This is a genomic window from Pseudomonas sp. NPDC090203 (genome assembly GCF_044746765.1).
Classification (GTDB): Bacteria; Pseudomonadota; Gammaproteobacteria; order Pseudomonadales; family Pseudomonadaceae; genus Aquipseudomonas; species Aquipseudomonas putida_AD.
In genome coordinates this window covers 256,048-276,405 of the sequence record NZ_JBIVCV010000006.1, presented here as the reverse complement: position 1 = coordinate 276,405, position 20,358 = coordinate 256,048, and the positions used below count along the sequence as shown (strand labels likewise).

Sequence of the window (20,358 nt, the reverse complement as noted above, 5' to 3'; positions counted from 1 at the left end):
CCCTAGTTGATCGCGCTTGCTGACCGGTACACCGAACCTGTGTAGGAGCGCGCTTGCCCGCGACGGCTGTGTATCAGGACCAGATATGTCGGCTGACTCCCTGCGGTCGCTGGATTGCTAGGGCTAGAACCATCTTCGGCAAGAAGCTACAAAGCTTTCGGCAAAGTCCTACAGATTATCGGTTTACTTATTAGTGCTACTGTAGAACTATTCTCGGCGGTCTGAATTGTATGCGGCGGTCGAAGGTATGAAGATATTTGAATGTTCGCTGAAGCAGTGGTTGGGCGTTGTATTGTTAGTTTGCAGTGGGGCTGCGCTCGCCGATGGAGGGTGTGAGTACGCAACTCCGAAGCATGAGTCTCTGCGCTTGCATGAAAGTGGCTCCCTGCCTGTTTACTTTTCTAAATACCAGTTGACTCTTCCTGAAAAGCCTGTCGGTTTCATAAGCACTGATGGGTTTACCGCTGTGTACCCTGACAAAGGGTATGTCAGTATTGACCGGCTTCAAGAGCAAGAGATGACCGAGCCTTTACGCAGAATGTCATCACAGATTTCCGGCCCGGCCGACTACTTCAGACTTATTTACGGCGATGCTGGCTCTTTGAGTCGCTGGAATCCCGAGGAGTTGCGGTTGCAGCGTGCCGTCGCAGGACTTGACTGTCATTCGGTTGTGACCTTTTTTCGGGTCGGCGACGTCGACGTGATCCTGCATGAGGCCAAAACCGAGAAAGATTTCCACCGTGTGTTGGTATTGGATAGATTCGATGTTGAGCTTGTTACCGTTAAAGGATCTAGGGAAATGGCTCTGCAAGTTGTAAGTAGTATAAAAAGGAGGTTGTGAATGGAGTTAATGGATTATCATGATAAGAAAGCGCTAAATGAAGTTTTAGTGAGGTGGTATGGGGCGCAGGCTGCTAGTTGGCGAATGAACGACTCAGTGGCTCAAGTAGTCATTAAAATGCTGGTTGAGATGCGCAGTTGCACTGCTGCACTTCATTTTGTGCCGATGCCAACGACTTTTGGGAATCAGCTTGGGCAGTTGACGAAAGGGTACTTGAAAAAGGTGATTGGGGTGTTGAAGAATGATGAAAGAGTCTACAATATCTGTTCTCATCATACTATCCGGCAGTACAGGTCCGAAATACAGATGGCGTCAATGGGGCTGTAACCACCATAGCATGTTTTCCTGGCATCTAATCTCCATTTATACGCAATAACAAAACGGCGACCTCGATGGGTCGCCGTTTTCATTTCATCCCAACCCCTTACTTGGCGGGGTAGATCTGGTCAAACACTCCGCCATCGACGAAGTGCGTCTTCTGCACGGTGCGCCAGTCGCCGAAGGTCTTCTCCACTGACAGGAAATCGACTTTCGGGAAGCGGTCGGTGTACTTGGCCAGTACCGCCGGGTCACGTGGACGCAGGTAGTTGGCGGCGGCGATTTCCTGGCCCTGGGCCGACCACAGGTATTTCAGGTATTCCTCGGCGGCGGCGCGGGTGCCTTTCTTGTCCACCACCTTGTCGACCACGCTCACCGGCGGCTCGGCCTCGGCGGAGACGCTTGGGTAGACCACTTCGAACTGGTCGCGGCCAAACTCGCGGGCGATCATTTCGGCTTCGTTTTCGAAGGTGACCAGCACGTCGCCGATCTGGTTGGTCATGAAGGTGGTGGTAGCGCCGCGACCGCCCGTGTCCAGTACCGGCACGTGGCTGAACAACTCGCCGACGAATTTCTTCGCCGCCGCTTCATCGCCGCCATTCTTCAGGGTGTAGCCCCACGCCGACAGGTAGGTATAGCGGCCGTTGCCCGAGGTTTTCGGGTTCGGCACCACGACTTCGACGCCATCCTTGACCAGGTCCGGCCAGTCTTTCAAATGCTTGGGGTTGCCCTTGCGCACGATGAACACAGTGGCGGAAGTGAACGGCGCACTGTGATTGGGCAGGCGCTCGACCCAGTTTTTCGGGACCAGTTCGCCATTGTCGGCCAGGGCGTTGATGTCGGTTGCCATGTTCATGGTGATGACGTCCGCCTGCAGCCCGTCGATCACGGCGCGGGCCTGCTTGCTCGAACCACCGAATGACATCTTCAGGGTGACGTCTTCCTTGTGCTCGTCCTGCCAGTGCTTCTGGAAGGCAGCGTTGTAGTCCTTGTAGAAGTCGCGCATCACGTCGTAGGAGACGTTGAGCAGCTCAGGGGCGGCGTGGGCGGCGCTGGCGAAGGCCATGGCGCAGGTCAGCATCGAGGCGGCGAAGATTTTTTTCACTGCGAATTCCTTTGTCGTGTCGCGATTATTCTTATGAAAAAAGGGATGGCTAATGGCCGCGACTATAACGAAAACGGTTAGCGTCTTATAGATTAAAAACTTCTGTACTTATGACCGTTTAGAAACGCAGCGGGCGATCCTGCACAGACTGTCGAAACAGACGGCCACCTGCCTGCACCAGCCAGCAGGAGAGGATGAACGGCGCGGTCAACGTCGCCAGGCCCAGACTGGAAAAACCCGGTTGCAGCACAATCGCCAGGGCGACGGCGATGGCTGGCAGCCAGGGCTTGTGGCGTATATGGCTGAACGCCAGAGCCGCCAGCGCCGGGTTGTAACCGGCAAGCCCCAGCAACGCCAGATTGGTTTCCTGCTGCCAGAGGGCGAAGGCCACTCCGCTGACGCAGCCGAAGGCCGCCCACAATGCAGCGTTGCGGCTGGACAGCAGCAAGCCGATGCCGATCAGCACGCCTGCCAGCGGATGGTCCAGCAGAAACACCTGGCCCAGGCCCACCGGAAGCGCCTGGAGCAGACCGGTATCGACCATCGGGGCGGCGGGCATCGGCTCGGCAAAGGTCAGCAGCACCCAGCTGAACAGCACGAACGGCGCGGTGTAGGCCTTCAGGCAAGACGCCTTGGGCGTGCGTTGCAGCCAGGCGTGCATCAGCATCGCGCTCAGCCCGCCACAGGCGATGACCAGCAGTGGCAGCATCGGCGACCATTCGAACCGATAGCAGATCAGCAAGCCCAGCAGCACGCCGTTATAGCTGTACACCCCGGACTGCCGCTCGGCCTTGGGATAACCGCGACGCTGCGCGGTCAGTAGCCCCGACACGGCACCGAGCAGCGCGCCGCCGAGGGAGGAGGGCGCACTGATGAGAATCGCCAGCAGGCACATCAAGCCACACAGGGGACTGCGTTGCAGAAGCACCTGGCTGAAGCCATTGAGCAGTGCTTCGGCCCAGTCGGGACAGTGGGAGGCGGGGGCAGATCGAAGGGTTTGCATGTATGTATTCAATATTATTTTTTATTGTATACATAATGGCTGAAGGGCAAACCTCTATCAAGTAGGAGCGCGCTTGCCCGCGATTGCGCCGTATCAAATGACGCATGAGCAACGGAAAATCCCAATCGCGGGCAAGCGCGCTCCTACAAAGGCTATTTGCGCCAGATCTACACCCTGAACTGCCGCAACAACCCGTTCAACTGCTCACTCAAGCCCTTGAGCTGCGCACTGGCAGCGCTGGACTGCTCGGCGGCGATGGCGGTGCCCTGGGACAACTGCGCGGCCTGGGTCACGTTCTGGTTGATGTCTTCGACTACGTGGGATTGCTGCAACGTCGCGCTGGCAATCGAGGCGTTGAGGCCATTGAGGTTTTGCAGGGCCTGGCTGATGGAGGTCAGGCTCTGGCCGGCCAGGTGCGCCTGTTCGATGGTCAGTTGCGAGGAGCGGCTGCTGTCGCTGATGACTTTCACGGCGGCGTCGGAATGGCTTTGCAGGCGTTCGATCATCGCCTGGATTTCCGCCGTGGATTTCTGCGTGCGTTGCGCCAGCAGGCGCACTTCGTCGGCCACCACCGCGAAGCCGCGGCCCTGATCGCCTGCGCGCGCAGCTTCGATGGCAGCGTTCAGGGCCAGCAGGTTGGTCTGTTCGGCGATGGAGCTGATGACTTCCAGCACCCCGCCAATCTGCGTGCTTTCACTGGCCAGGGTGCGGATCACGTCCACCGCCTGACTGATGGTGCCGGACAGGTGATCGATCTGCTTGAGGCTGCTGTCGATGTTCGCCTGACCCTGCTGCGCCTGGGACTGGGCACTGCGCATCTCGCTGGCGGCGTGCTCCGCGTTCTTGGCGACATCCTGCACGCCATAGGTCACTTCGTTGATGGCGGTCGCGACCTGTTCCATCTGCAGCGATTGCTGCTGGCTGCGTTCCTGGGCCTGCACCGCGTTGTTGCCCAGTTCGCTCGACGCCTGGCCCAGGCCCACTGCCGACAGTTGCAATTGGCTGACCACCCCGCGCAGTTTGGCGGTGAATGCATTGAAATGCCCGGCCAGTTGGGTGATCTCGTCCTTGCCCTGGGTTTCAAGGCTGCGGGTCAGGTCGCTTTCGCCACTGGCAATACTGGCCATGGCCTCGACGGTGGCGTTCAACGGCCCGGCAATGCTGCGTGCGATGAGGGTCAACAGCAGCGCCATTACCAGAATGATCCCGGCGCTGATCGACAGGGCCTTGATGACCTGCTGCTGGAACTCGGCCTGCACGTCATCGACATACACGCCCGAGCCGATGATCCAGCCCCACGGGCTGAACAGCGAGATATAGGATGTCTTCTGCACCGGCTCGCTGGCGCCCGGCTTGGGCCAGCGATAGTTGACCATGCCGGCGCCCTTGGCCTTGGCCAGGGTGACCATTTCGTTGAAGACCTGGAAACCGTCCGGATCCTTCACCCCGGACAGATCCTGTCCCACCAGCTTGGGGTTGGCCGGGTGCATGATCATCACAGGCCGCAGATCATTGATCCAGAAGTAGTCGGTCTGGTTGTAGCGCAGGCCGCGAATGGCGTCCATCGCCTGCTGCTGGGCCTGTTCGCGGGTCAGCTTGCCGCTGTTTTCAAGGCCCTGGTAGTACTCCAGGAGGCCGCTGGCGGTCTGCACCACGTGCATGGTTTTCTGCGCCTTGGCGTCGTACAGATCGTCGTGGATCTGCTTGAGCATGGCCACGGCCAGGGTGAACAGCATCAGCACGGCGACGATTAGAATCAGCCACAGGCGCCGGCTGATCGACAGGTTACGCATATTCATGATCGTCACTCCGTTTCATTGTTCTTGTTATTGCGCCAAGCCTCGTCAGGCACCATGGCGAATGGCAGACAGCGGGCTCGTCTTCAAGCATCTCGGCCCGTGCCGGACAAACCTGAGAGCGGCATGCGGATTTGTACAGCCAGTCATCGAATATGGCCAATTGGCCATTAGTCCAACAAAACAATGGCGTCAGAATGCCATCGATATAGCCAAAGGCTTACACGAAATGGAGATTTTGGCTCTGGATGGGATCCAGTTATCACAGTAAATTGGATCCCATCAACCGCAACGAAGGAACGCTGCGGGATCAGGGACGATCGACCGTTCGCCAGGAATGGCTGCCGACATGGATTTTGGACGGTCTTGCACAAACCCGCTTCGGCGGGTTTTTTTATGCCTGAAAGGCTGCCCTTACAACCGTTTCAATCAAATCTCGTCACTGAATGGAATTTCCAGCGCGCGCGCCGTTCACAGTACCGACAGCAGCCGGAGTCCAGGACAGGACCAGCCGGACAGGTGACGGGAAGAATTATGGTGGGTGCAGCGCAAATGGCAGCAAACGAGCAGGAAAAACGCCTCATCCTGGTGGTTGAAGATGAGTCGATCATCCGTGATTTCGTGTGCGAGATTCTGGGCGACGAGGGTTTCTCGACCCATGCCCTGGAGAACGCCGACGACGCGGTGAGGTTTCTCGATGAGCACGCCGACCGCGTGTCGCTGCTGCTGACCGACATCCTCATGCCGGGCACGTTGAATGGAGCCGATCTGGCCAACCTGTCGGGTAACAAGTGGCCGCAGATTCCCATCCTGATCATGTCTGGCCACGAAACGCCGGAAAGCTCCGGCGTGCAGCATCAGGTGACCTTTATCCGCAAGCCGTGGAGCTTCGGGCAACTGCTTGATGGCGTCGACAAGGCCCTGCAATCGGGCAAGGCGCCATAAGCCTCAGCGATCCGGCTCACACCCCTTGAGCACCAGGCGCACGATGGTCTGGGCGGCGGCTTCGTAGTCGGCGTCGTCCAGCTTGGCCTTGCCGGTGACCGAGGAAATCTGCCAGTCGAAGTCCGCGTAGGTCTGGGTCGCGGCCCAGATGCTGAACATCAGGTGGTGCGGGTCGAGCGGGGCGATCAGGCCGTCGTCGATCCAGCCCTGGATGCACTCGATGTTGTGCCGGGCCTGGGCGTTGAGCTGTTCGGCCTGCTCGGCGGTCAGGTGCGGCGCACCGTGCATGATCTCACTGGCGAACACCTTGGAGGCGAAGGGCAAGTCGCGGGAAATGCGGATCTTGGAGCGGATGTAGCCGCTCAGTACTTCAGCCGGGACTCCCTGGCGATTGAAGGGCGTCGAGGCCTGCATGATCGGCTCGATGATGCTTTCGAGCACCTCGCGGTAGAGGTTGTCCTTGGATTTGAAGTAGTAATAGACGTTGGGCTTGGGCACGCCAGCCTTGGCGGCGATGTCGCTGGTCTTGGTGGCGGCGAAGCCCTTGTCGGCGAATTCTTCACTGGCTGCGCGCAGGATCAGTTCTTTGTTGCGCTCGCGGATGCTGCTCATAAAGCGGAATGTCCTTGCCGGCTCGGCGGTGGCGAATGGTAGCACCGGCCTCGCGGCAGGCTCAAGATTGGGGCGAACGCGCTATGATCCGGTCAGTGGAGTGACCGTGTCCGGGTTTCTGGCGGCCATGGTGGCGGGGAATGAACCGGATCTGAACGGCGAGGTGACAGCAGCATGAACAGCCCTTTGTTTTCCAGCGTCGTTGCCTATGCCCAACATTGCGAACGACAACTGGTGGAAATCCTTCATCGCCGGCCGACGCTCGACCGGCAACAAGTCATGACCTGGGTGGACGAGCAAAGCCACGCCCTGGAAGACCGCGACCCGCTGGAGCTGCTGCGCGCGCTCAACGCCAAGGTCAGGGCAGGCAAACCGATGCCATGGGAAAAACGCACGCCGTAGCAGTCCGGCGTGCCAACGTATCGATCTTGAAGACGCCTCGCCGGCAAGCCGGACTGCTACGGTTTTGCGGTGCCCACAAATCCAGAACTCGACACCTGTCCCGTAGCAGTCCGGCGTGCCAACGTCGGCGATTTCAAGACTGCCCCCGCCGGCAAGCCGTGCTGCTACGGATTTGCGGTGAACGCGAATCCAGAATTCGGCACCTGCCCCGTAGCAGTCCGGCTTGCCGGCGTCGGCGATTTCAAGACTGCCCCCGCCGGCAAGCCGTGCTGCTACGGATTTGCGGTGAACGCAAATCCAGAATTCGGCACTTGCCCCGTAGCAGCCGGGCTTGCCCGCGGGAGCGATCTCAAGACTGCCCCCATACCCGTCAATTATCGGCGACCTGCGCATAGGCCTTGGCCGGTTTGCGGTGGTAGAACATCGCCACGCCCACCAGCACCACCAGGATGCTCAACAACACCATCGACGAGCCGACGGTGCCAAAATCCAGCCCGCCTTTTTCATGGGGCTTGGTGAGCACATCGCCCAGGGTCGCGCCGAACGGCCGGGTCAGCACGAACGCGATCCAGAACAGCGCCACCGACGACAGGCGCGTGGTGTAGTGCAGCACCGCCACCACCGCGATACCCGAACCGATCAACAGCGCGCCGCCGGAAAAGCCCAGGCCCGAATCATCGGCCAGGAAATCACCCAGCGCCGTGCCCAGGGTGTTGGAAAACAGGATCGCGAACCAGTAGAACAACTCCGCTTTCAACGTCGTCACCCGGCTGACCGACAGCGATTTCTCACTCATGTACCAGACCGAGAAAATCGCCAGCAGGATCGCCACCAGAATCGCCGAGCCCGCCGCGTACCCCAGCCCGAGCGTGCGATCCATGAAATCGGACATCGTGGTGCCCGCCGTGCTGGTCGAAAGAATCACGATCCAGTACAGCGCAGGGTTGTAGCGTTTGGACGAAAGTTGGGTAAGCAGGGTGACGACAAACACGCTGATCAGAATCAGCGAACTCATCAGATAGCCGACATCCAGGGTCATTGAGAGCAGGTCGCCAGCGGTTTCACCCAGCGTTGTAGCGCAGATCTTCATGATCCAGAACGCGAGGGTAATCTGTGGAAGTTTATTCATGGGCTATACCGAAATGGGTCAGGAGCAATGGTTTGAACAAGCGTCTGGCAGAGGCCAAAGGTGGCCCATAGTCCGGTAAAGGGCGTTAAAAGCTGGTCGAATGGAAATGAAAATCCCATGAAAGTTACAGTTGGCGACATATCCGCTTTCAGTTTTTTACCGGCGGGCAGCCCTGGCGCTGGCAACGGGTGTAAAATCCGCCGCGGCATTTAAATGGATCGAATTGCCGTTTCGACAAGACGTATTTGCTAGAAGGAGATAGACCATGCATGGATACGGGATGTCCGGAGACCTGCTGCACCTGAGCCTTTATCTGCTGACCATCGTCGCCTGGCTCTATTTGTGGCTGGTGTGCGTGTTTGGCAGCGTGCCGTTCAGGAAACGCCTTGGCACTCACGCTTTGTTGATCTGCGCGCTGGGCGTGCCGAGTCTTGCGACTTTCATGGTGGGCGGCGCGGTTGTGCTGTTCGGTCTGGAGTACGTGCTGTGGAGCCTGATGGTCGTCGGCGTGGGAATGCCGCTGGCGGGGGTTCAACTGGTCAATCGCGACCGGCAAAAGGACGGCTCGGCCCAGGCGCGGCGTTGAGTGCCGCTTGGCGTGGGCTTCGATCAAACAAAGCCCACGCCTGCACTGATTAGAAGAACACTTTTACCAACAGGCTGGCAGTGTTCTGATCGGTATCGAAGTAACGGGTGTCATTGATCCCGTATTTGTTCGTCCAGTAGTCATACTCGATACCCACGTACAGCTGGCGCTCCGCCATGTTCATCGCCTTGCCCAGGTCATATTTGATCTGCGGGTTGAAGTGCAGGTTGGAGTGGTAGTCGCCCTTGGTGTTGGACTGTTTGTTGTCCACGACCCAGTCCATGAACCCGTCGATCAGAATGTCCGACTTGCCCACCGGAATGGTGTAGGACCACACCGGCGTAATCTGCCAGGCGCCGTAACCGGCACGGTGGCCGTCGTTGTAGCGCTTGTAGAAGTTGAGCTGGAAGTAGTCGAAGCCCGGGATGTTCAGGTCGAAGCCCGGACCGATCAGGTACGACTCGACGTCGCCTTCGCCGAACTCGTAAGTACCCGCCAGCAATACGTCCTTGATCGGGCCCAGCTCGAATTTCTGACCAAAGATCTTGCCCATCGACAGGCGAGGGGAGAACTCGCCGTACAGGGTGTTGTTGCCCACGCCCGGATCTTTCTTGCCGTTGTAGAAGATGTTGTCGACGAACAGGAAGTTGTCGCCGTACTTCCAGCCATCCGCGTGCTCGAAAGTGAACGTCTGCTGGATCTCCGGGTTCACGGCAAAGTCCTTGCCGTAGAGATAGGTCAGGCTGTTGCTCTGCCACTGCAACAGATCGCCCGACATGGCAGGGGCGGCGGCGAGCAGGCTGCCTGCGGCCATCAGGCTGGAAAGTGTACGGTTCATGCATTTACTCCCTAAGGTTTAAAGTCGTTGTCGCTCGGTTGTAACGCTCTGATGTGGCGCTATTTCTTCTAAATAAGTTGTCCATTTGGTCAACTTGAAGGGTGCAACGAAACCGCGCCCGCAGCCGGAAAAAAGGCCAAAAAGACTCGTCGGCTGTTTTCGCAACAGTCGAGGGAAGAGTGTTTTCAATGCCTTTTCGAGGGTGCAGCGGGTGATCGGTTAACTAACTTTGCAGTCAGAATCTTGTTGGTGGTCGTTCGACCCTGATTTCGAGCGGCGGCGGAGGATACTGACTCGCGCCACCAGGCTCAAGTGCTCCGCGACGGAGCACCTGAATCGACACCAGGTAAACGTTTGTCAGTGCGAGTGCACAGGCCCTGCCATGGCCGCGCGTTCGGCACCGCCGAGCACGTTGAACAGCAGGTTGAGCAGCACGGCGCTCAAGGTCGCCATGGCAATGCCGCTGTGGGTGATAGGCCCCATCCAGTGTGGCAACTGGCTGAAGAATTCCGGCCGCACGACCGGGATCAGGCCCATGCCGATGCTTACCGCAACCAGCAACTGGTTGCGACGGTCGGAGATGTCGGCTTCCTGGAGGATCTTGATACCGGTGGCCGCCACCATGCCGAACATGGCAATGGCCGCGCCGCCGAGCACTGCTGGCGGAATCGACGCCACCAGGTACGCAGCCTTGGGCAGCAGGCTGAGCAGGATCAGGAAGCCACCGGCAACCATGGTCACCGAGCGGCAACGCACACCGGTCATCTGCACCAGGCCGATGTTCTGGGCGAACGAGGAGTGGGTGAAGGTGTTGAGGAAACCCGCCAGGAACGAGGCTGCCGCATCGCACATCAGGCCGCGACGCAACATGCCGGGGGTGACTTCGCGGTCGGTGATCTTGCCCAGTGCCAGGAACATCCCGGTGGACTCGACGAAGATGATCACCACCACCAGGCACATCGACAGGATCGGCGCCAGGCTGAAGGTCGGCATGCCGAAGTGCATTGGCGTGACCACCTTGACCCATTCGGCCTGGGCCAGGCCGCTCAAGTCGACCATGCCGATGAAGCCCGACAGGATGTAGCCCAGGCCCATGCCGATCAGCACCGAGATGTTTACCCAGAAACCGCGCATGAAGCGGTTGATCAGCAGGATGCTGCCCAGCACCAGCGCCGCCACGCCCAGATACACCGGGTCACCGAAGCTTACGGCCTTGTTGCCGCCGCCCGCCCAGTTGACCGCAACCGGAAACAGCGAAAGGCCAATGGAGGTGATGACGGTACCGGTCACCAGTGGCGGAAAGAAGCGCACGATTTTCGACATGAACGGGGCGATCAGCATGCCGAAGAAACCGGCAGCGATGGTCGCGCCGAAAATCCCCGGCAAGCCGACGCCGGGCATGCCGGCCATCGCGACCATGCTGCCGACAGCGGCAAAGCTTGCCCCCATCATCACCGGCATGCGAATCCCCAGCGGGCCGATCCCGAAGGATTGCACGACCGTGGCGATACCGGCGACCAGGAGGTCTGCGTTGATGAGAAAGGCGATTTCTTCGCGAGACAGGCCAGCGGCCTGACCGATGATCAGCGGCACCGCGACGGCACCGCCATACATCAGCAGGACGTGTTGCAGGCCCACCAGAATCAGTTGCATCAGTGGCAAGGGCTGTCGTGGTGGCGCAGCAGGGATGCGCGCGTGAGTTGACTCGGACATGCAACACCTCATTTGTTCTTATTTTTGAGTACGCCCGTTGCGGCTGGGCGGTGGAACTTCACGTCAACGCGATCCTATGTAGGAGCGCGCTTGCCCGCGATTGCGATCGGTCTGTGCCATCGATGTTGCCTGACACACCGCCGTCGCGGGCGAGCGCGCTCCTACAAGGGAAGGCGCCGCTACATCAGTTCGTCTGGGCCCCCTTGTCGATCCACTGCCCCAGCAGGTCACGTTCCTGCTGGGTCATCTGGGTGATGTTGCCCAGTGGCATGATCTGCGCAGTCACGGCCTGGGCCTGGATGCGCGGGGCCAGTTGCTGGATCTGCTGCGGGGTGTCAAACATGATCCCGGCCGGCGCACTGCTGAACAGCGGGCTGGTCGGTTTGGCCGAATGACAGACCGCGCAGCGTTCCTGAATCACGCTGTGCACCTTGTTGAAATCCACGCCGCCGGCATTGCTCGCCTGTGCCGGTTGCTCGGCAGGGGCAGGGGCTTTTGCAGGTTGCGGTTCGTCGGCGCGATGACCACCGATGGCGGTAGCAGGCAGCGGCTGGTACTCGATCTTCGCCACGTCAGGCGCCTTGGCCATCTGCGCAGGACCTGTGACATACGCCAGGCAGATCATCCCCAGTGCGCCGACCGGCAGTGCCCAGGCGAACTTGTTGCTGTCGTGACGGGTATTGAAGTAGTGACGCACCAACACCGCACACACCGCGATCGCCGCCAGGATCAGCCAGTTGTACTGGCTGCCGTAGGTGCTCGGGAAGTGGTTGCTGATCATGATGAACAGCACAGGCAGCGTGAAGTAGTTGTTGTGACGCGAACGCAGCAGGCCCTTGGCTGGCAGCGTCGGGTCCGGCGTGCGGTTCTCGGCGATGGCCGCGACCAGTGCGCGCTGCGCTGGCATGATGATGCGGAACACGTTGCCGACCATGATGGTGCCCATGATCGCGCCGGTGTGCAGGTACGCACCACGGCCGCTGAACACCTGGGTGAAGCCGTAGCATGCCCCGATGACCAGCACGAACAGCACCAGGCCCAGCAGGCCAGGGCGCTTGCCCAGTGGCGAGTCGCACAGCAAATCGTAAATGAACCAGCTGGCGACCAGGGCGCCGACGCCGATGGCGATGCCTTCGCCGCCGGTCAGTGTGCTGCCGGGCGCGAGCAGGTAAAGCGTGGGGTTGGAGTAGAACACGATGCACAGCAGCACGATGCCCGACATCCAGGTCCAGTAGGCTTCCCATTTGAACCAGTGCAGGTTGTCCGGCATGGTCGGCGGGGCCAGCTTGTATTTCTCCAGGTGGTAGATACCGCCGCCGTGGATCGCCCACAGGTCACCCGACAGCCCGTCGCGCGGCTTGGCGCGGTTGAGGTTGTTCTCCAGCCAGACGAAGTAGAAGGATGCGCCGATCCAGGCGATCCCGACGATCATGTGAATCCAGCGCACGCCCAGATTCAGCCATTCCATCAGATGTGCAGCCACAGTCTTTACCGTTAGTCTTCTGCCACTTAGCGAGCAGTCAGACCCTCTTTTATTGTTGGGGATCGAGAATCATCTTCTGACTCTCTTCGAAGAAATGCTCATCGCAGTTATTGCCACTGCCACTGCGATCAACCACCAGGAAGTCATCCCGCTTTTCGATCGTCAGCACCGGGTGGTGCCAGACGCCGCGATGGTAATTAACACCCTGCCTGCCATTGGTGATGAAGGCGCGGGTCAACTCTGGTTCAGGAACATCGCCAAATGGCGCGACCACGACCAGAAAAGGGTTGCCGAGCAGCGGAATGAAAGCCTGGCTGCCCAGCGGATGGCGCTCCAGCATGCTCACGGTCAGCGGCATGTCCTGCGCGTCGGCGCGGAAGATGCTGATGATCGCGTTATCGTCCGGCGTTGCCGTTTCAACGGTCGCCAGCTTGTGAAAGCGCATGGTCGAGCCGTTGTTGATCATGAAATGATCGCTGCCATCGGTTTCGATGACATCACCGAAAGGGGCGAAGGCTTCTTTGGTCAACGGCTCGATAATCAGTTTGCGCATGCGGATTCTTCTGTTCTCAAGTTCAGTGATGGATCTGCGATCCTGCTGTCTTCTGTGGGAGCGGGCTCGCCCGCGAAAGCGTTGTGCCGGTCAACACATGGTTTGCAGACATATCGCCTTCGCGGGCAAGCCCGCTCCCACAGGGTCGGTCAGCTGCTCGTTACTTGGCAACCTTGCCCAGCACACGCAAGCGGCTCACACCACCGTCCGGGAACACGTTCAGGCGGATGTGGGTGATCGGGCCCAGCTTGTTGATCTGCTCGACGAAGCTGTGCTCGGCGTGCATCTGCAGCTTCTGGCTCGGCAGCAGTTCACGCCAGAACAGGCTCTGGGTTTCGATCTGGCTGTCGGTGCCGCCTTTGACGAATGCGCCCTGGATCGAGCAGCTGTCCGGGTAGTTGCCCTTGAAGTGCAGGGTGTCGACGACGATCTGCTCGACTTCACCGGCATGCCCCAGCGCCACGATCACCCAGTCATTGCCTGGTGTGCGACGACGCGCGGTTTCCCAGCCGTCGCCCATGTTGATGCCACGGCCCGGGTTGAGGATGTTGCTCATGCGGCCGAAGTGCTCGTCGGAGCAGGCCAGCGCGCGGCCGCCATTCAGGGCTGCGGCCAGGTCCACTTGCTCGTTGTCGCCAACGGCCGACCAGTCGCGGTGCGGCACGCCGTACACGCGCAGGCGCGCCACGCCGCCGTCCGGGTAGATGTTGAAACGCAGGTGGCTGTAGGCCTTGGCGTCGCTGATTTCGTGGTAGTGGTGGCTGTCGCCCTTGAGCTCCACGGCCGCCAGCACTTCAGTCCACACGGTGTTCTCGTCCGGTTCGCCCGAGGCCAGGAAGCAGCCTTCCAGGGACGCCGATGGCGGGTAGTTGCCGGTGAAGAACGAGGTGTCGATGTCCACGCCCTTGATCGAACCTGCCACACCCAGGCGGATCACCGCGCTGTCATAACCTTCGAAACGCTTGCGGCGCGATTCCCAGCCGTCCATCCACTTGCCGTTGTCGTCGAACACGCCTTCTTTCCACACAGCCGGGGTCGGCTGGAACAGGCGGTTGGCATCGGCGAACCAGTCGTCGGTGACGGAGATGATCTTGGTGCCCAGACGTGCATCGGCCAGGTTGACGAATTTCTCGAAGGGTACGGCGTAAGCTTTCATTCTTTTTGTCTGCCTTTTATTGATGGCGTGGGAGAAGGTCGGTTGGGGCTCAAAGTGTCTGCAATCGGAACAGCGCGATCTTGTTGATTTCGGCCAGGGCGCAGGCGAACTCGGTTTGGGCCGAGTTGTGAATGCGCGTCTCGAATGCCGCAAGAATCTGATGCCGGTTGCTGCCCTTGACCGCCATGATGAAGGGAAACGCGAACTTGGCCTTGTAGGCGTCGTTCAGCTCGGTGAAGCGTGCAAACTCTTCAGCCGTGCATTGGTGGATACCGGCGCCAGCCTGTTCGTTGGTGCTGGCTTCGGTCAGTTGGCCTTGCACGGCGGCTTTGCCGGCAAGATCCGGGTGAGCATTGATCAGCGCCAGTTGCGTGGCGTGATCGGCGCTCAACAGGATGTCGCTCATACGGGCATGCAGGACGTCGACGTCGTCGATGTCGCTGCCGTGGCCCAGGTCATAGGCCTTTTCGGCGACCCAGGGCGAATGCTCGTAGATGTCGGCGAAGGCTTTGACGAAGTCTTCGCGGGTAAGGGATGAAGGCGTCAGGCTCTGGAAGCGGCTCATTTGGCGGCTCCCTTCACAGAGTGGGGCTGGAAAGGATGCACATCATGCCAGTGGCGGGCGATCTCGACGCGGCGGGCGAACCACACCTGCTCATGGCCTTTGACGTATTCAAGGAAACGCTGCAGCGAGGCCAGGCGGGCAGGGCGGCCGATCAGGCGGCAGTGCAGGCCGATGGAAAGCATCTTCGGCGCCTCGGCCCCTTCGGCGTAGAGCACGTCGAAGGCGTCTTTCAAGTAATCGAAAAAGTCGTCGCCCTTGTTGAAACCCTGCACCTGGGTGAAGCGCATGTCGTTGGTGTCCAGGGTGTAGGGAATCACCAGGTGCGGCTTGCCGGTGCTGTTGTTCGGTTCCCAGTAGGGCAGGTCGTCGTCGTAGGTGTCGCAGTCGTAGAGAAAGCCGCCTTCTTCCATCACCAGGCGACGGGTGTTGGGGCCGGTGCGACCGGTGTACCAGCCCAGCGGGCGCTCGCCGGTGAGCTCGGTGAGGATGCGGATCGCTTCGAGCATATGCTCACGTTCCTGGGCCTCGTCCATGTTCTGGTAGTCGATCCAGCGGTAGCCGTGGCTGCAGATCTCGTGGCCGGCTTCGACCATCGCGCGGATCACGTCCGGGTGACGCTGGGCGGCCATGGCCACGGCGAAGATGGTCAGCGGGATATCGAACTGCTTGAACAGCTTGAGGATGCGCCACACGCCGGCACGGCTGCCGTATTCGTACAGCGACTCCATGCTCATGTTGCGCTGGCCTTGCAGCGGCTGGGCGGCGACCATCTCGGACAGGAAGGCTTCGGATTCCTTGTCACCGTGCAGGATGTTGCGCTCGCCGCCTTCCTCGTAATTGAGTACGAACGACAGCGCGATCCGGGCATTGCCTGGCCAGTGTGGGTGGGGCGGGTTACTGCCGTAACCGATCAGGTCGCGTGGATAGTCGGCGCTCACTGCAATCTTCCTTATCTACGTGTTGTCTGTGGCAGTGGTCGGGTCGAACCTGGCAGGACCACTGCGGCGATGGATAGATTGTATACAACTTTATTTACTATTTGTAACCCTGTTTTTTCGCCTTTCTGCTGCCGTACATCACCCCGCTGTACGTAGCAAGAAACTTGCCTGAGTGGTCAGGTTAAGCTGAAAAAACGCAGTAATATCCGCGATGCCCGAGAAATCAGGCTCCAACAGGATGGCCGGGCGGATAGGGTCAAAAAAGCCATTTTAATTGTGTACAATTTTCGCAGAAAGTGTCTTAATCGCTCATCGCCCGCATCTTTCAGGCCCTGAATGAGTGCGCGCCTATACCCCAACCATCCAAAAAGAGGCACTGACACGCCATGGGACGATTGACCACACACGTGCTGGACGCCGCGCATGGCTGCCCCGGCAGTGACATCCGCGTTGCCCTGTATCGCATAGAGGGCGAGCGCCTGGAAAAGATCGCCGAGACCCGCACCAACGCCGACGGCCGCTGCGATGCGCCGTTGCTGCAAGGTGAGGATTACCGTTCCGGTGTCTATCAATTGCAGTTCAGCGCCGGCGACTACTACCGCGCCAAGGGCGTGAAGCTGGGTGAGCAGCCGTTTCTGGACGAAGTGGTGCTGCGTTTCGGCATCGATGCCGGCCAGGACCACTACCACGTGCCCCTGCTGATTTCGCCGTACAGCTACTCGACCTATCGCGGTAGCTGATTCAACCGCTTGACCCGCTTCATCGCACTGCCCCTGTTCCTCATTGCCCGCCCCACACTGCGGGCTTTTTTTTGTCTGGCGTTTCCCGGCGTCAACGCCTTACACCTGTAGGAGCGCGCTTGGCCTGGGCCGCATCCGGACGATGGCGGTGTGTCAGCCAATTAATGCGGCACAGACATGACGCATCGCGGGCAAGCGCGCTCCTACAAGGGATGTCGCGGGCTCAATGACTAAGCAACGCCGCCGTGCCCGCCCCGCCAAACAACCCCGCGCTGATGCGGTTGAACCAGCTCTGGCCGCGCCCGGTGCGCAGGTACCGCGCGGCGCCCTGGGCGCTCAGGCCGTAGAACAGCTTGCAGGCCAGGTCCAGCAGGGTCCAGGTCACGATCATGGTCAGCAACTGGCCGAGAAACGGCTGATCGGCCTTGAGAAACTGCGGCAGGAAGGCGGCGAAGAACAGGATGTCTTTCGGGTTGCTGCCGCCCAGCACAAAGGCACGCCAGAACAGTGATGCGAAACCCGGATGGTTCAGCGCCTGGGGTACTTCCTGGGCGGTCACAGGCTGACGGGACTGCTTCCAGCTCTGCCAGGCCAGATAAAACAGGTACAGGCCACCTGCGATCTTCAGCACGCTGAACAATTGCTCGGATGCCATCAACAGCGCGCCCAGGCCCAATGCCGACGCGCTGAGCAGGCAGATCGAGGCGCAGACCCCGCCGAGGAACGCCGGGTACGAACGCAGCAGGCCGTAATTGAGGCTGTTGCCAATCATCAAGAGCGACAGGGGGCCTGGGATCAGGATCACCACCAGCGCAGCGCCGCTGAACAACAGCCAGGTTTCCAGAGTCATGCTTTATTTCTCCTTTTTTGAAATGACAAAACGCCATCCGATGGATGACGTTGTCGTTGACGCCTGTAGGAGCGCGCTTGCCCGCGATGGCGATGGGTCAGTCAATCAATGTGGCACAGACATGACGCCATCGCGGGCAAGCGCGCTCCTACACGGGTTTACGTGGGTTTACAGAAACACAAACTTGGCAATGAAAATCGCGCACAGTGCCCACAGGCTCACGGAAATTTCCTTATGCCGCCCGGTACCGGCCTTCAGCACCACGTAGGTGATAAAGCCCAGCGCGATGCCGTCGGCGACCGAAAAGGTCAGTGGCATCATGATCGCTGTGACGATGGCCGGAATCGCGTCGGTGGCCTCGTCCCAGTCGATGTGCGCCATGCCGCCCATCATCAGCATTGCCACATAAATCAGTGCGCCTGCAGTGGCGTAGGCAGGAATCATGCCCGCCAGCGGTGCGAAGAACATCGCGGCCACGAACAGGACACCCACGGTCACGGCGGTCAGACCTGTACGACCGCCAGCCGCCACGCCCGAAGCACTTTCCACGTAGCTGGTGACCGGCGGCACACCGACCATCGCCCCGAACACGCTCGATGCGCTGTCGGCCTTGAGGGCGCGGGACAGGTTCTCGATGCGGCCGTCTTCATTGACCAGGCCTGCACGCTGGGCGACGCCCATCAGGGTGCCCGCCGTGTCGAACATATGAACGAAGAGGAAGGCCAGCACCACGCTGATCATGCTGACGTTGAACACGCCCGCGATGTCCATGGCCATCCAGGTCGGCGCCAGGCTCGGCGGGGTAGAGAAAATGCCGTTGTAGTGCACAAGGCCCAGGCCCCAGCCAGCCAGTGTCACGGTGATGATGCTGATCAGGATCGCGCCGAACACCCGGTGGTAGCTGAGCACGGCAATCATCAGAAAGCAGATCGCCGCCAGCAGCGGACCAGGCTCACGCAGGGAACCCAGCTTGATCAGGGTGGCCGGGCTGTCGACCACGATGCCCGCCGTCTTCAGGCCGATCAGGCCGAGGAACAGCCCGACCCCCGCACCCATGGCGTAACGCAGGCTGACCGGAATGCTGTTCAGCAGCCATTCGCGAATGCGCGACAGGGTCAGAATCATGAAAAGCACGCCCGAGATGAACACCGCACCCAGCGCCGTCTGCCAGCTGTAACCCATGGTGCCGACCACGGTGTAGGTGAAGAAGGCGTTCAGGCCCATGCCCGGCGCCAGGCCCACCGGCCAGTTGGCGTACAGGCCCATCAGCAGGCAACCCAGGGCGGCGGCGATGCAGGTCGCGACGAAGGCGGCGCCGTGATCGATACCGGCGTCAGCCATGATGTTGGGGTTGACGAAGATGATGTAGGCCATGGTGATGAAGGTCGTCAGGCCCGCCAGCAGCTCGGTCCTGACGGTGGTGCCATGCACGCTCAGCTTGAAGATGCGCTCGAGCAGGCCGGTGCGTGGCGGCCTTGCTTCTATTGGAGTGGCATCGAGCGGCGCGGCTTCGGTTTTGCGACTTTCCACAGTGAAATCCTCGGGACGTTTTTGTTGTTTTTTTCAGAGCCGGTAACTGCTCTTTGAAGCGAGTCGACCTTCAGTCCGATTTCTTGACTGAAAGGTCAGAAACGTGCACGAGCGAATTATGCTTTTGTATACAAAAAATGCAAATAATGTTTTTGATTTTGTCGCAAGGATTTTACCGATTGTGTGCATAAGGCCCAATGGAACACGCCTCTTTGCAGACTTTGCACACTGTGTACAATGCGCCATTACTTTTACTGTGACTTTGCGCGGATATCTGCTATTGGTTTTACCAACAGTGGCTGTTCCCAGCAGTCACGGCACGGCCCCCGGGCCGGATTCAGGTCTTGTGAGTGTCCATGAACGATCAGCTGCAACCCCTCAAGAAACAACCGCGCGCCGCCAAGGCAGGCCGCAGCGGCACACAGGACGACATCGTCTACGCGCATATCTTCGAGGCGATCCTCGAGCAGCGCCTGGCGCCCGGCACCAAGCTTTCCGAAGAAGCCCTGGGGGAGATCTTCGGGGTGAGCCGCACGATCATCCGTCGCGCCTTGTCGCGCCTGGCCCATGAAGGCGTGGTGCTGCTGCGCCCGAACCGTGGCGCCGTGGTGGCAAGCCCCAGTGTCGAAGAAGCCCGGCAGGTGTTTTTCGCCCGGCGCATGGTCGAGAAGGCCATCACGGAACTGGCGGTGCAGCACGCCACCGTCGAGCAGCTCAATGAACTGCGCAAGATGGTCAGCGACGAGCGCGACAGCTTCTCCAGAGGGGATCGTGGGGCGGGAATCCGGTTGTCTGGCGAGTTTCACCTGAAACTGGCCGAGGCGGCCAAAAACGCACCGCTGATCAGCTTCCAGCGCAGCCTGGTGTCGCAGACCTCGCTGATCATCGCCCAGTACGAAAGCGGCAACCGCACGCACTGTTCCTACGATGAGCACACCCAGCTGATCGACGCCATCCAGGCCCGCGACGCAACGCTGGCAGTGGACCTGATGATGCACCACATGGATCACATCGACAGCAAGCTCAATCTGGACGAAGAAAGCGCGTCGGATGACCTGCACGCGGTGTTCTCGCACCTGGTGCTGCCGAAGAAGAAGCCGGGGCGCAGTACGGCGGTTTGATGGCCTGAGTTCGCCGCAAGCCTTGCGCCGAACACCGATCGCCTTTGTAGGAGCGCGCTTGCCCGCGACAGCGGTGGATCAACAACACATGTGTCGTCTGACCCTCCGCCATCGCGGGCAAGCGCGCTCCTACA

Annotated in this window: 21 protein-coding genes and 1 pseudogene; 7 read left to right on the top strand and 15 right to left on the bottom strand. The window is 59.9% G+C overall.

All coding sequences use genetic code 11. The features are described from left to right. Positions 1-247 precede the first annotated feature (247 nt). Positions 248-841: a hypothetical protein gene (locus ACIPO9_RS13000; protein ID WP_400781330.1), complete on the top strand. Its 594-nt coding sequence runs from the start codon at positions 248-250 to the stop codon at positions 839-841. Next, positions 842-1,168 carry a hypothetical protein gene (locus ACIPO9_RS12995; RefSeq protein WP_400781328.1) on the top strand — a complete coding sequence of 109 codons (327 nt, stop codon included), beginning with the start codon at positions 842-844 and terminating at the stop codon, positions 1,166-1,168. A gap of 97 nt (positions 1,169-1,265) precedes the next feature. Here ACIPO9_RS12995 and ACIPO9_RS12990 read toward each other — a convergent pair whose 3' ends face one another. From ACIPO9_RS12990 to ACIPO9_RS12975, 4 genes and pseudogenes are all read right to left on the bottom strand, one after another. After that, on the bottom strand, positions 1,266-2,264 hold the full coding sequence (locus ACIPO9_RS12990; RefSeq protein WP_274132414.1) for a sulfate ABC transporter substrate-binding protein: 999 nt from the start codon (positions 2,262-2,264) through the stop codon (positions 1,266-1,268). 118 nt (positions 2,265-2,382) lie between these two features. Beyond that, entirely contained in the window at positions 2,383-3,267 is an 885-nt protein-coding gene (locus tag ACIPO9_RS12985; protein WP_400781325.1) for an urea transporter, read from the bottom strand. A gap of 167 nt (positions 3,268-3,434) precedes the next feature. Further along, positions 3,435-4,169 (bottom strand): methyl-accepting chemotaxis protein, encoded by a 735-nt coding sequence (locus ACIPO9_RS12980; RefSeq protein WP_400781419.1) that lies wholly within the window; start codon positions 4,167-4,169, stop codon positions 3,435-3,437. Positions 4,170-4,292: 123 nt separating this feature from the next. Continuing rightward, a pseudogene (locus ACIPO9_RS12975) lies at positions 4,293-4,979 on the bottom strand (cache domain-containing protein); the annotation flags it as partial. A gap of 636 nt (positions 4,980-5,615) precedes the next feature. On the opposite strand from ACIPO9_RS12975, the gene ACIPO9_RS12970 reads away from it, so the two are divergent. Then, complete coding sequence (locus ACIPO9_RS12970; protein ID WP_274132417.1) at positions 5,616-6,008, top strand: response regulator; 393 nt, start codon at positions 5,616-5,618, stop codon at positions 6,006-6,008. 3 nt (positions 6,009-6,011) lie between these two features. On the opposite strand, the gene ACIPO9_RS12965 is transcribed toward ACIPO9_RS12970, so the two are convergent. Further along, positions 6,012-6,620 carry a TetR/AcrR family transcriptional regulator gene (locus ACIPO9_RS12965; RefSeq protein WP_274132418.1) on the bottom strand — a complete coding sequence of 203 codons (609 nt, stop codon included), beginning with the start codon at positions 6,618-6,620 and terminating at the stop codon, positions 6,012-6,014. Positions 6,621-6,794: 174 nt separating this feature from the next. On the opposite strand from ACIPO9_RS12965, the gene ACIPO9_RS12960 reads away from it, so the two are divergent. Beyond that, on the top strand, positions 6,795-7,022 hold the full coding sequence (locus tag ACIPO9_RS12960; protein WP_274132419.1) for a hypothetical protein: 228 nt from the start codon (positions 6,795-6,797) through the stop codon (positions 7,020-7,022). Between the two features lie 370 nt (positions 7,023-7,392). Here the strand turns inward: ACIPO9_RS12960 and ACIPO9_RS12955 are convergent, their stop codons facing one another. Then, the gene (locus tag ACIPO9_RS12955; RefSeq protein WP_400781324.1) at positions 7,393-8,151 is read right to left on the bottom strand and encodes a hypothetical protein; all 759 of its coding nucleotides are present in this window, start codon (positions 8,149-8,151) and stop codon (positions 7,393-7,395) included. 265 nt (positions 8,152-8,416) lie between these two features. On the opposite strand from ACIPO9_RS12955, the gene ACIPO9_RS12950 reads away from it, so the two are divergent. Beyond that, positions 8,417-8,737: a hypothetical protein gene (locus ACIPO9_RS12950; protein WP_274132421.1), complete on the top strand. Its 321-nt coding sequence runs from the start codon at positions 8,417-8,419 to the stop codon at positions 8,735-8,737. A gap of 49 nt (positions 8,738-8,786) precedes the next feature. Here the strand turns inward: ACIPO9_RS12950 and ACIPO9_RS12945 are convergent, their stop codons facing one another. The 7 genes from ACIPO9_RS12945 to puuE form a co-directional block, all read right to left on the bottom strand. Then, on the bottom strand, positions 8,787-9,575 hold the full coding sequence (locus ACIPO9_RS12945) for an outer membrane protein OmpK (RefSeq protein ID WP_400781322.1): 789 nt from the start codon (positions 9,573-9,575) through the stop codon (positions 8,787-8,789). Between the two features lie 357 nt (positions 9,576-9,932). Next, positions 9,933-11,288, bottom strand: coding sequence for a nucleobase:cation symporter-2 family protein (locus ACIPO9_RS12940; RefSeq protein WP_400781320.1), 1,356 nt, complete (start codon positions 11,286-11,288; stop codon positions 9,933-9,935). A 184-nt stretch (positions 11,289-11,472) separates the two neighbouring features. Then, a complete protein-coding gene (locus tag ACIPO9_RS12935) occupies positions 11,473-12,771 on the bottom strand; it encodes a urate hydroxylase PuuD (protein WP_274132425.1) in 1,299 nt (432 codons plus the stop codon). A 49-nt stretch (positions 12,772-12,820) separates the two neighbouring features. Continuing rightward, a complete protein-coding gene (locus ACIPO9_RS12930) occupies positions 12,821-13,324 on the bottom strand; it encodes an ureidoglycolate lyase (protein WP_400609686.1) in 504 nt (167 codons plus the stop codon). 160 nt (positions 13,325-13,484) lie between these two features. After that, positions 13,485-14,480: an allantoicase gene (gene alc / locus ACIPO9_RS12925; RefSeq protein WP_274132428.1), complete on the bottom strand. Its 996-nt coding sequence runs from the start codon at positions 14,478-14,480 to the stop codon at positions 13,485-13,487. A gap of 49 nt (positions 14,481-14,529) precedes the next feature. Beyond that, on the bottom strand, positions 14,530-15,045 hold the full coding sequence (gene uraD / locus ACIPO9_RS12920) for a 2-oxo-4-hydroxy-4-carboxy-5-ureidoimidazoline decarboxylase (protein ID WP_274132430.1): 516 nt from the start codon (positions 15,043-15,045) through the stop codon (positions 14,530-14,532). Next, a complete protein-coding gene (gene puuE / locus ACIPO9_RS12915; protein WP_274132433.1) occupies positions 15,042-15,983 on the bottom strand; it encodes an allantoinase PuuE in 942 nt (313 codons plus the stop codon). Before puuE ends, uraD begins: the two co-directional genes overlap by 4 nt. Before the next feature lie 386 nt (positions 15,984-16,369). On the opposite strand from puuE, the gene uraH reads away from it, so the two are divergent. Continuing rightward, positions 16,370-16,723: a hydroxyisourate hydrolase gene (gene uraH, locus ACIPO9_RS12910; RefSeq protein WP_274132435.1), complete on the top strand. Its 354-nt coding sequence runs from the start codon at positions 16,370-16,372 to the stop codon at positions 16,721-16,723. Between the two features lie 223 nt (positions 16,724-16,946). On the opposite strand, the gene ACIPO9_RS12905 is transcribed toward uraH, so the two are convergent. Then, on the bottom strand, positions 16,947-17,573 hold the full coding sequence (locus ACIPO9_RS12905; protein ID WP_400781317.1) for a LysE family translocator: 627 nt from the start codon (positions 17,571-17,573) through the stop codon (positions 16,947-16,949). A gap of 168 nt (positions 17,574-17,741) precedes the next feature. Then, a complete protein-coding gene (locus tag ACIPO9_RS12900) occupies positions 17,742-19,103 on the bottom strand; it encodes an NCS2 family permease (protein WP_400781316.1) in 1,362 nt (453 codons plus the stop codon). A gap of 356 nt (positions 19,104-19,459) precedes the next feature. Here ACIPO9_RS12900 and ACIPO9_RS12895 point away from each other — a divergent pair, with 356 nt between their 5' ends. Next, positions 19,460-20,224: a GntR family transcriptional regulator gene (locus ACIPO9_RS12895; protein WP_400781313.1), complete on the top strand. Its 765-nt coding sequence runs from the start codon at positions 19,460-19,462 to the stop codon at positions 20,222-20,224. The last annotated feature ends 134 nt before the right edge of the window (positions 20,225-20,358 follow it).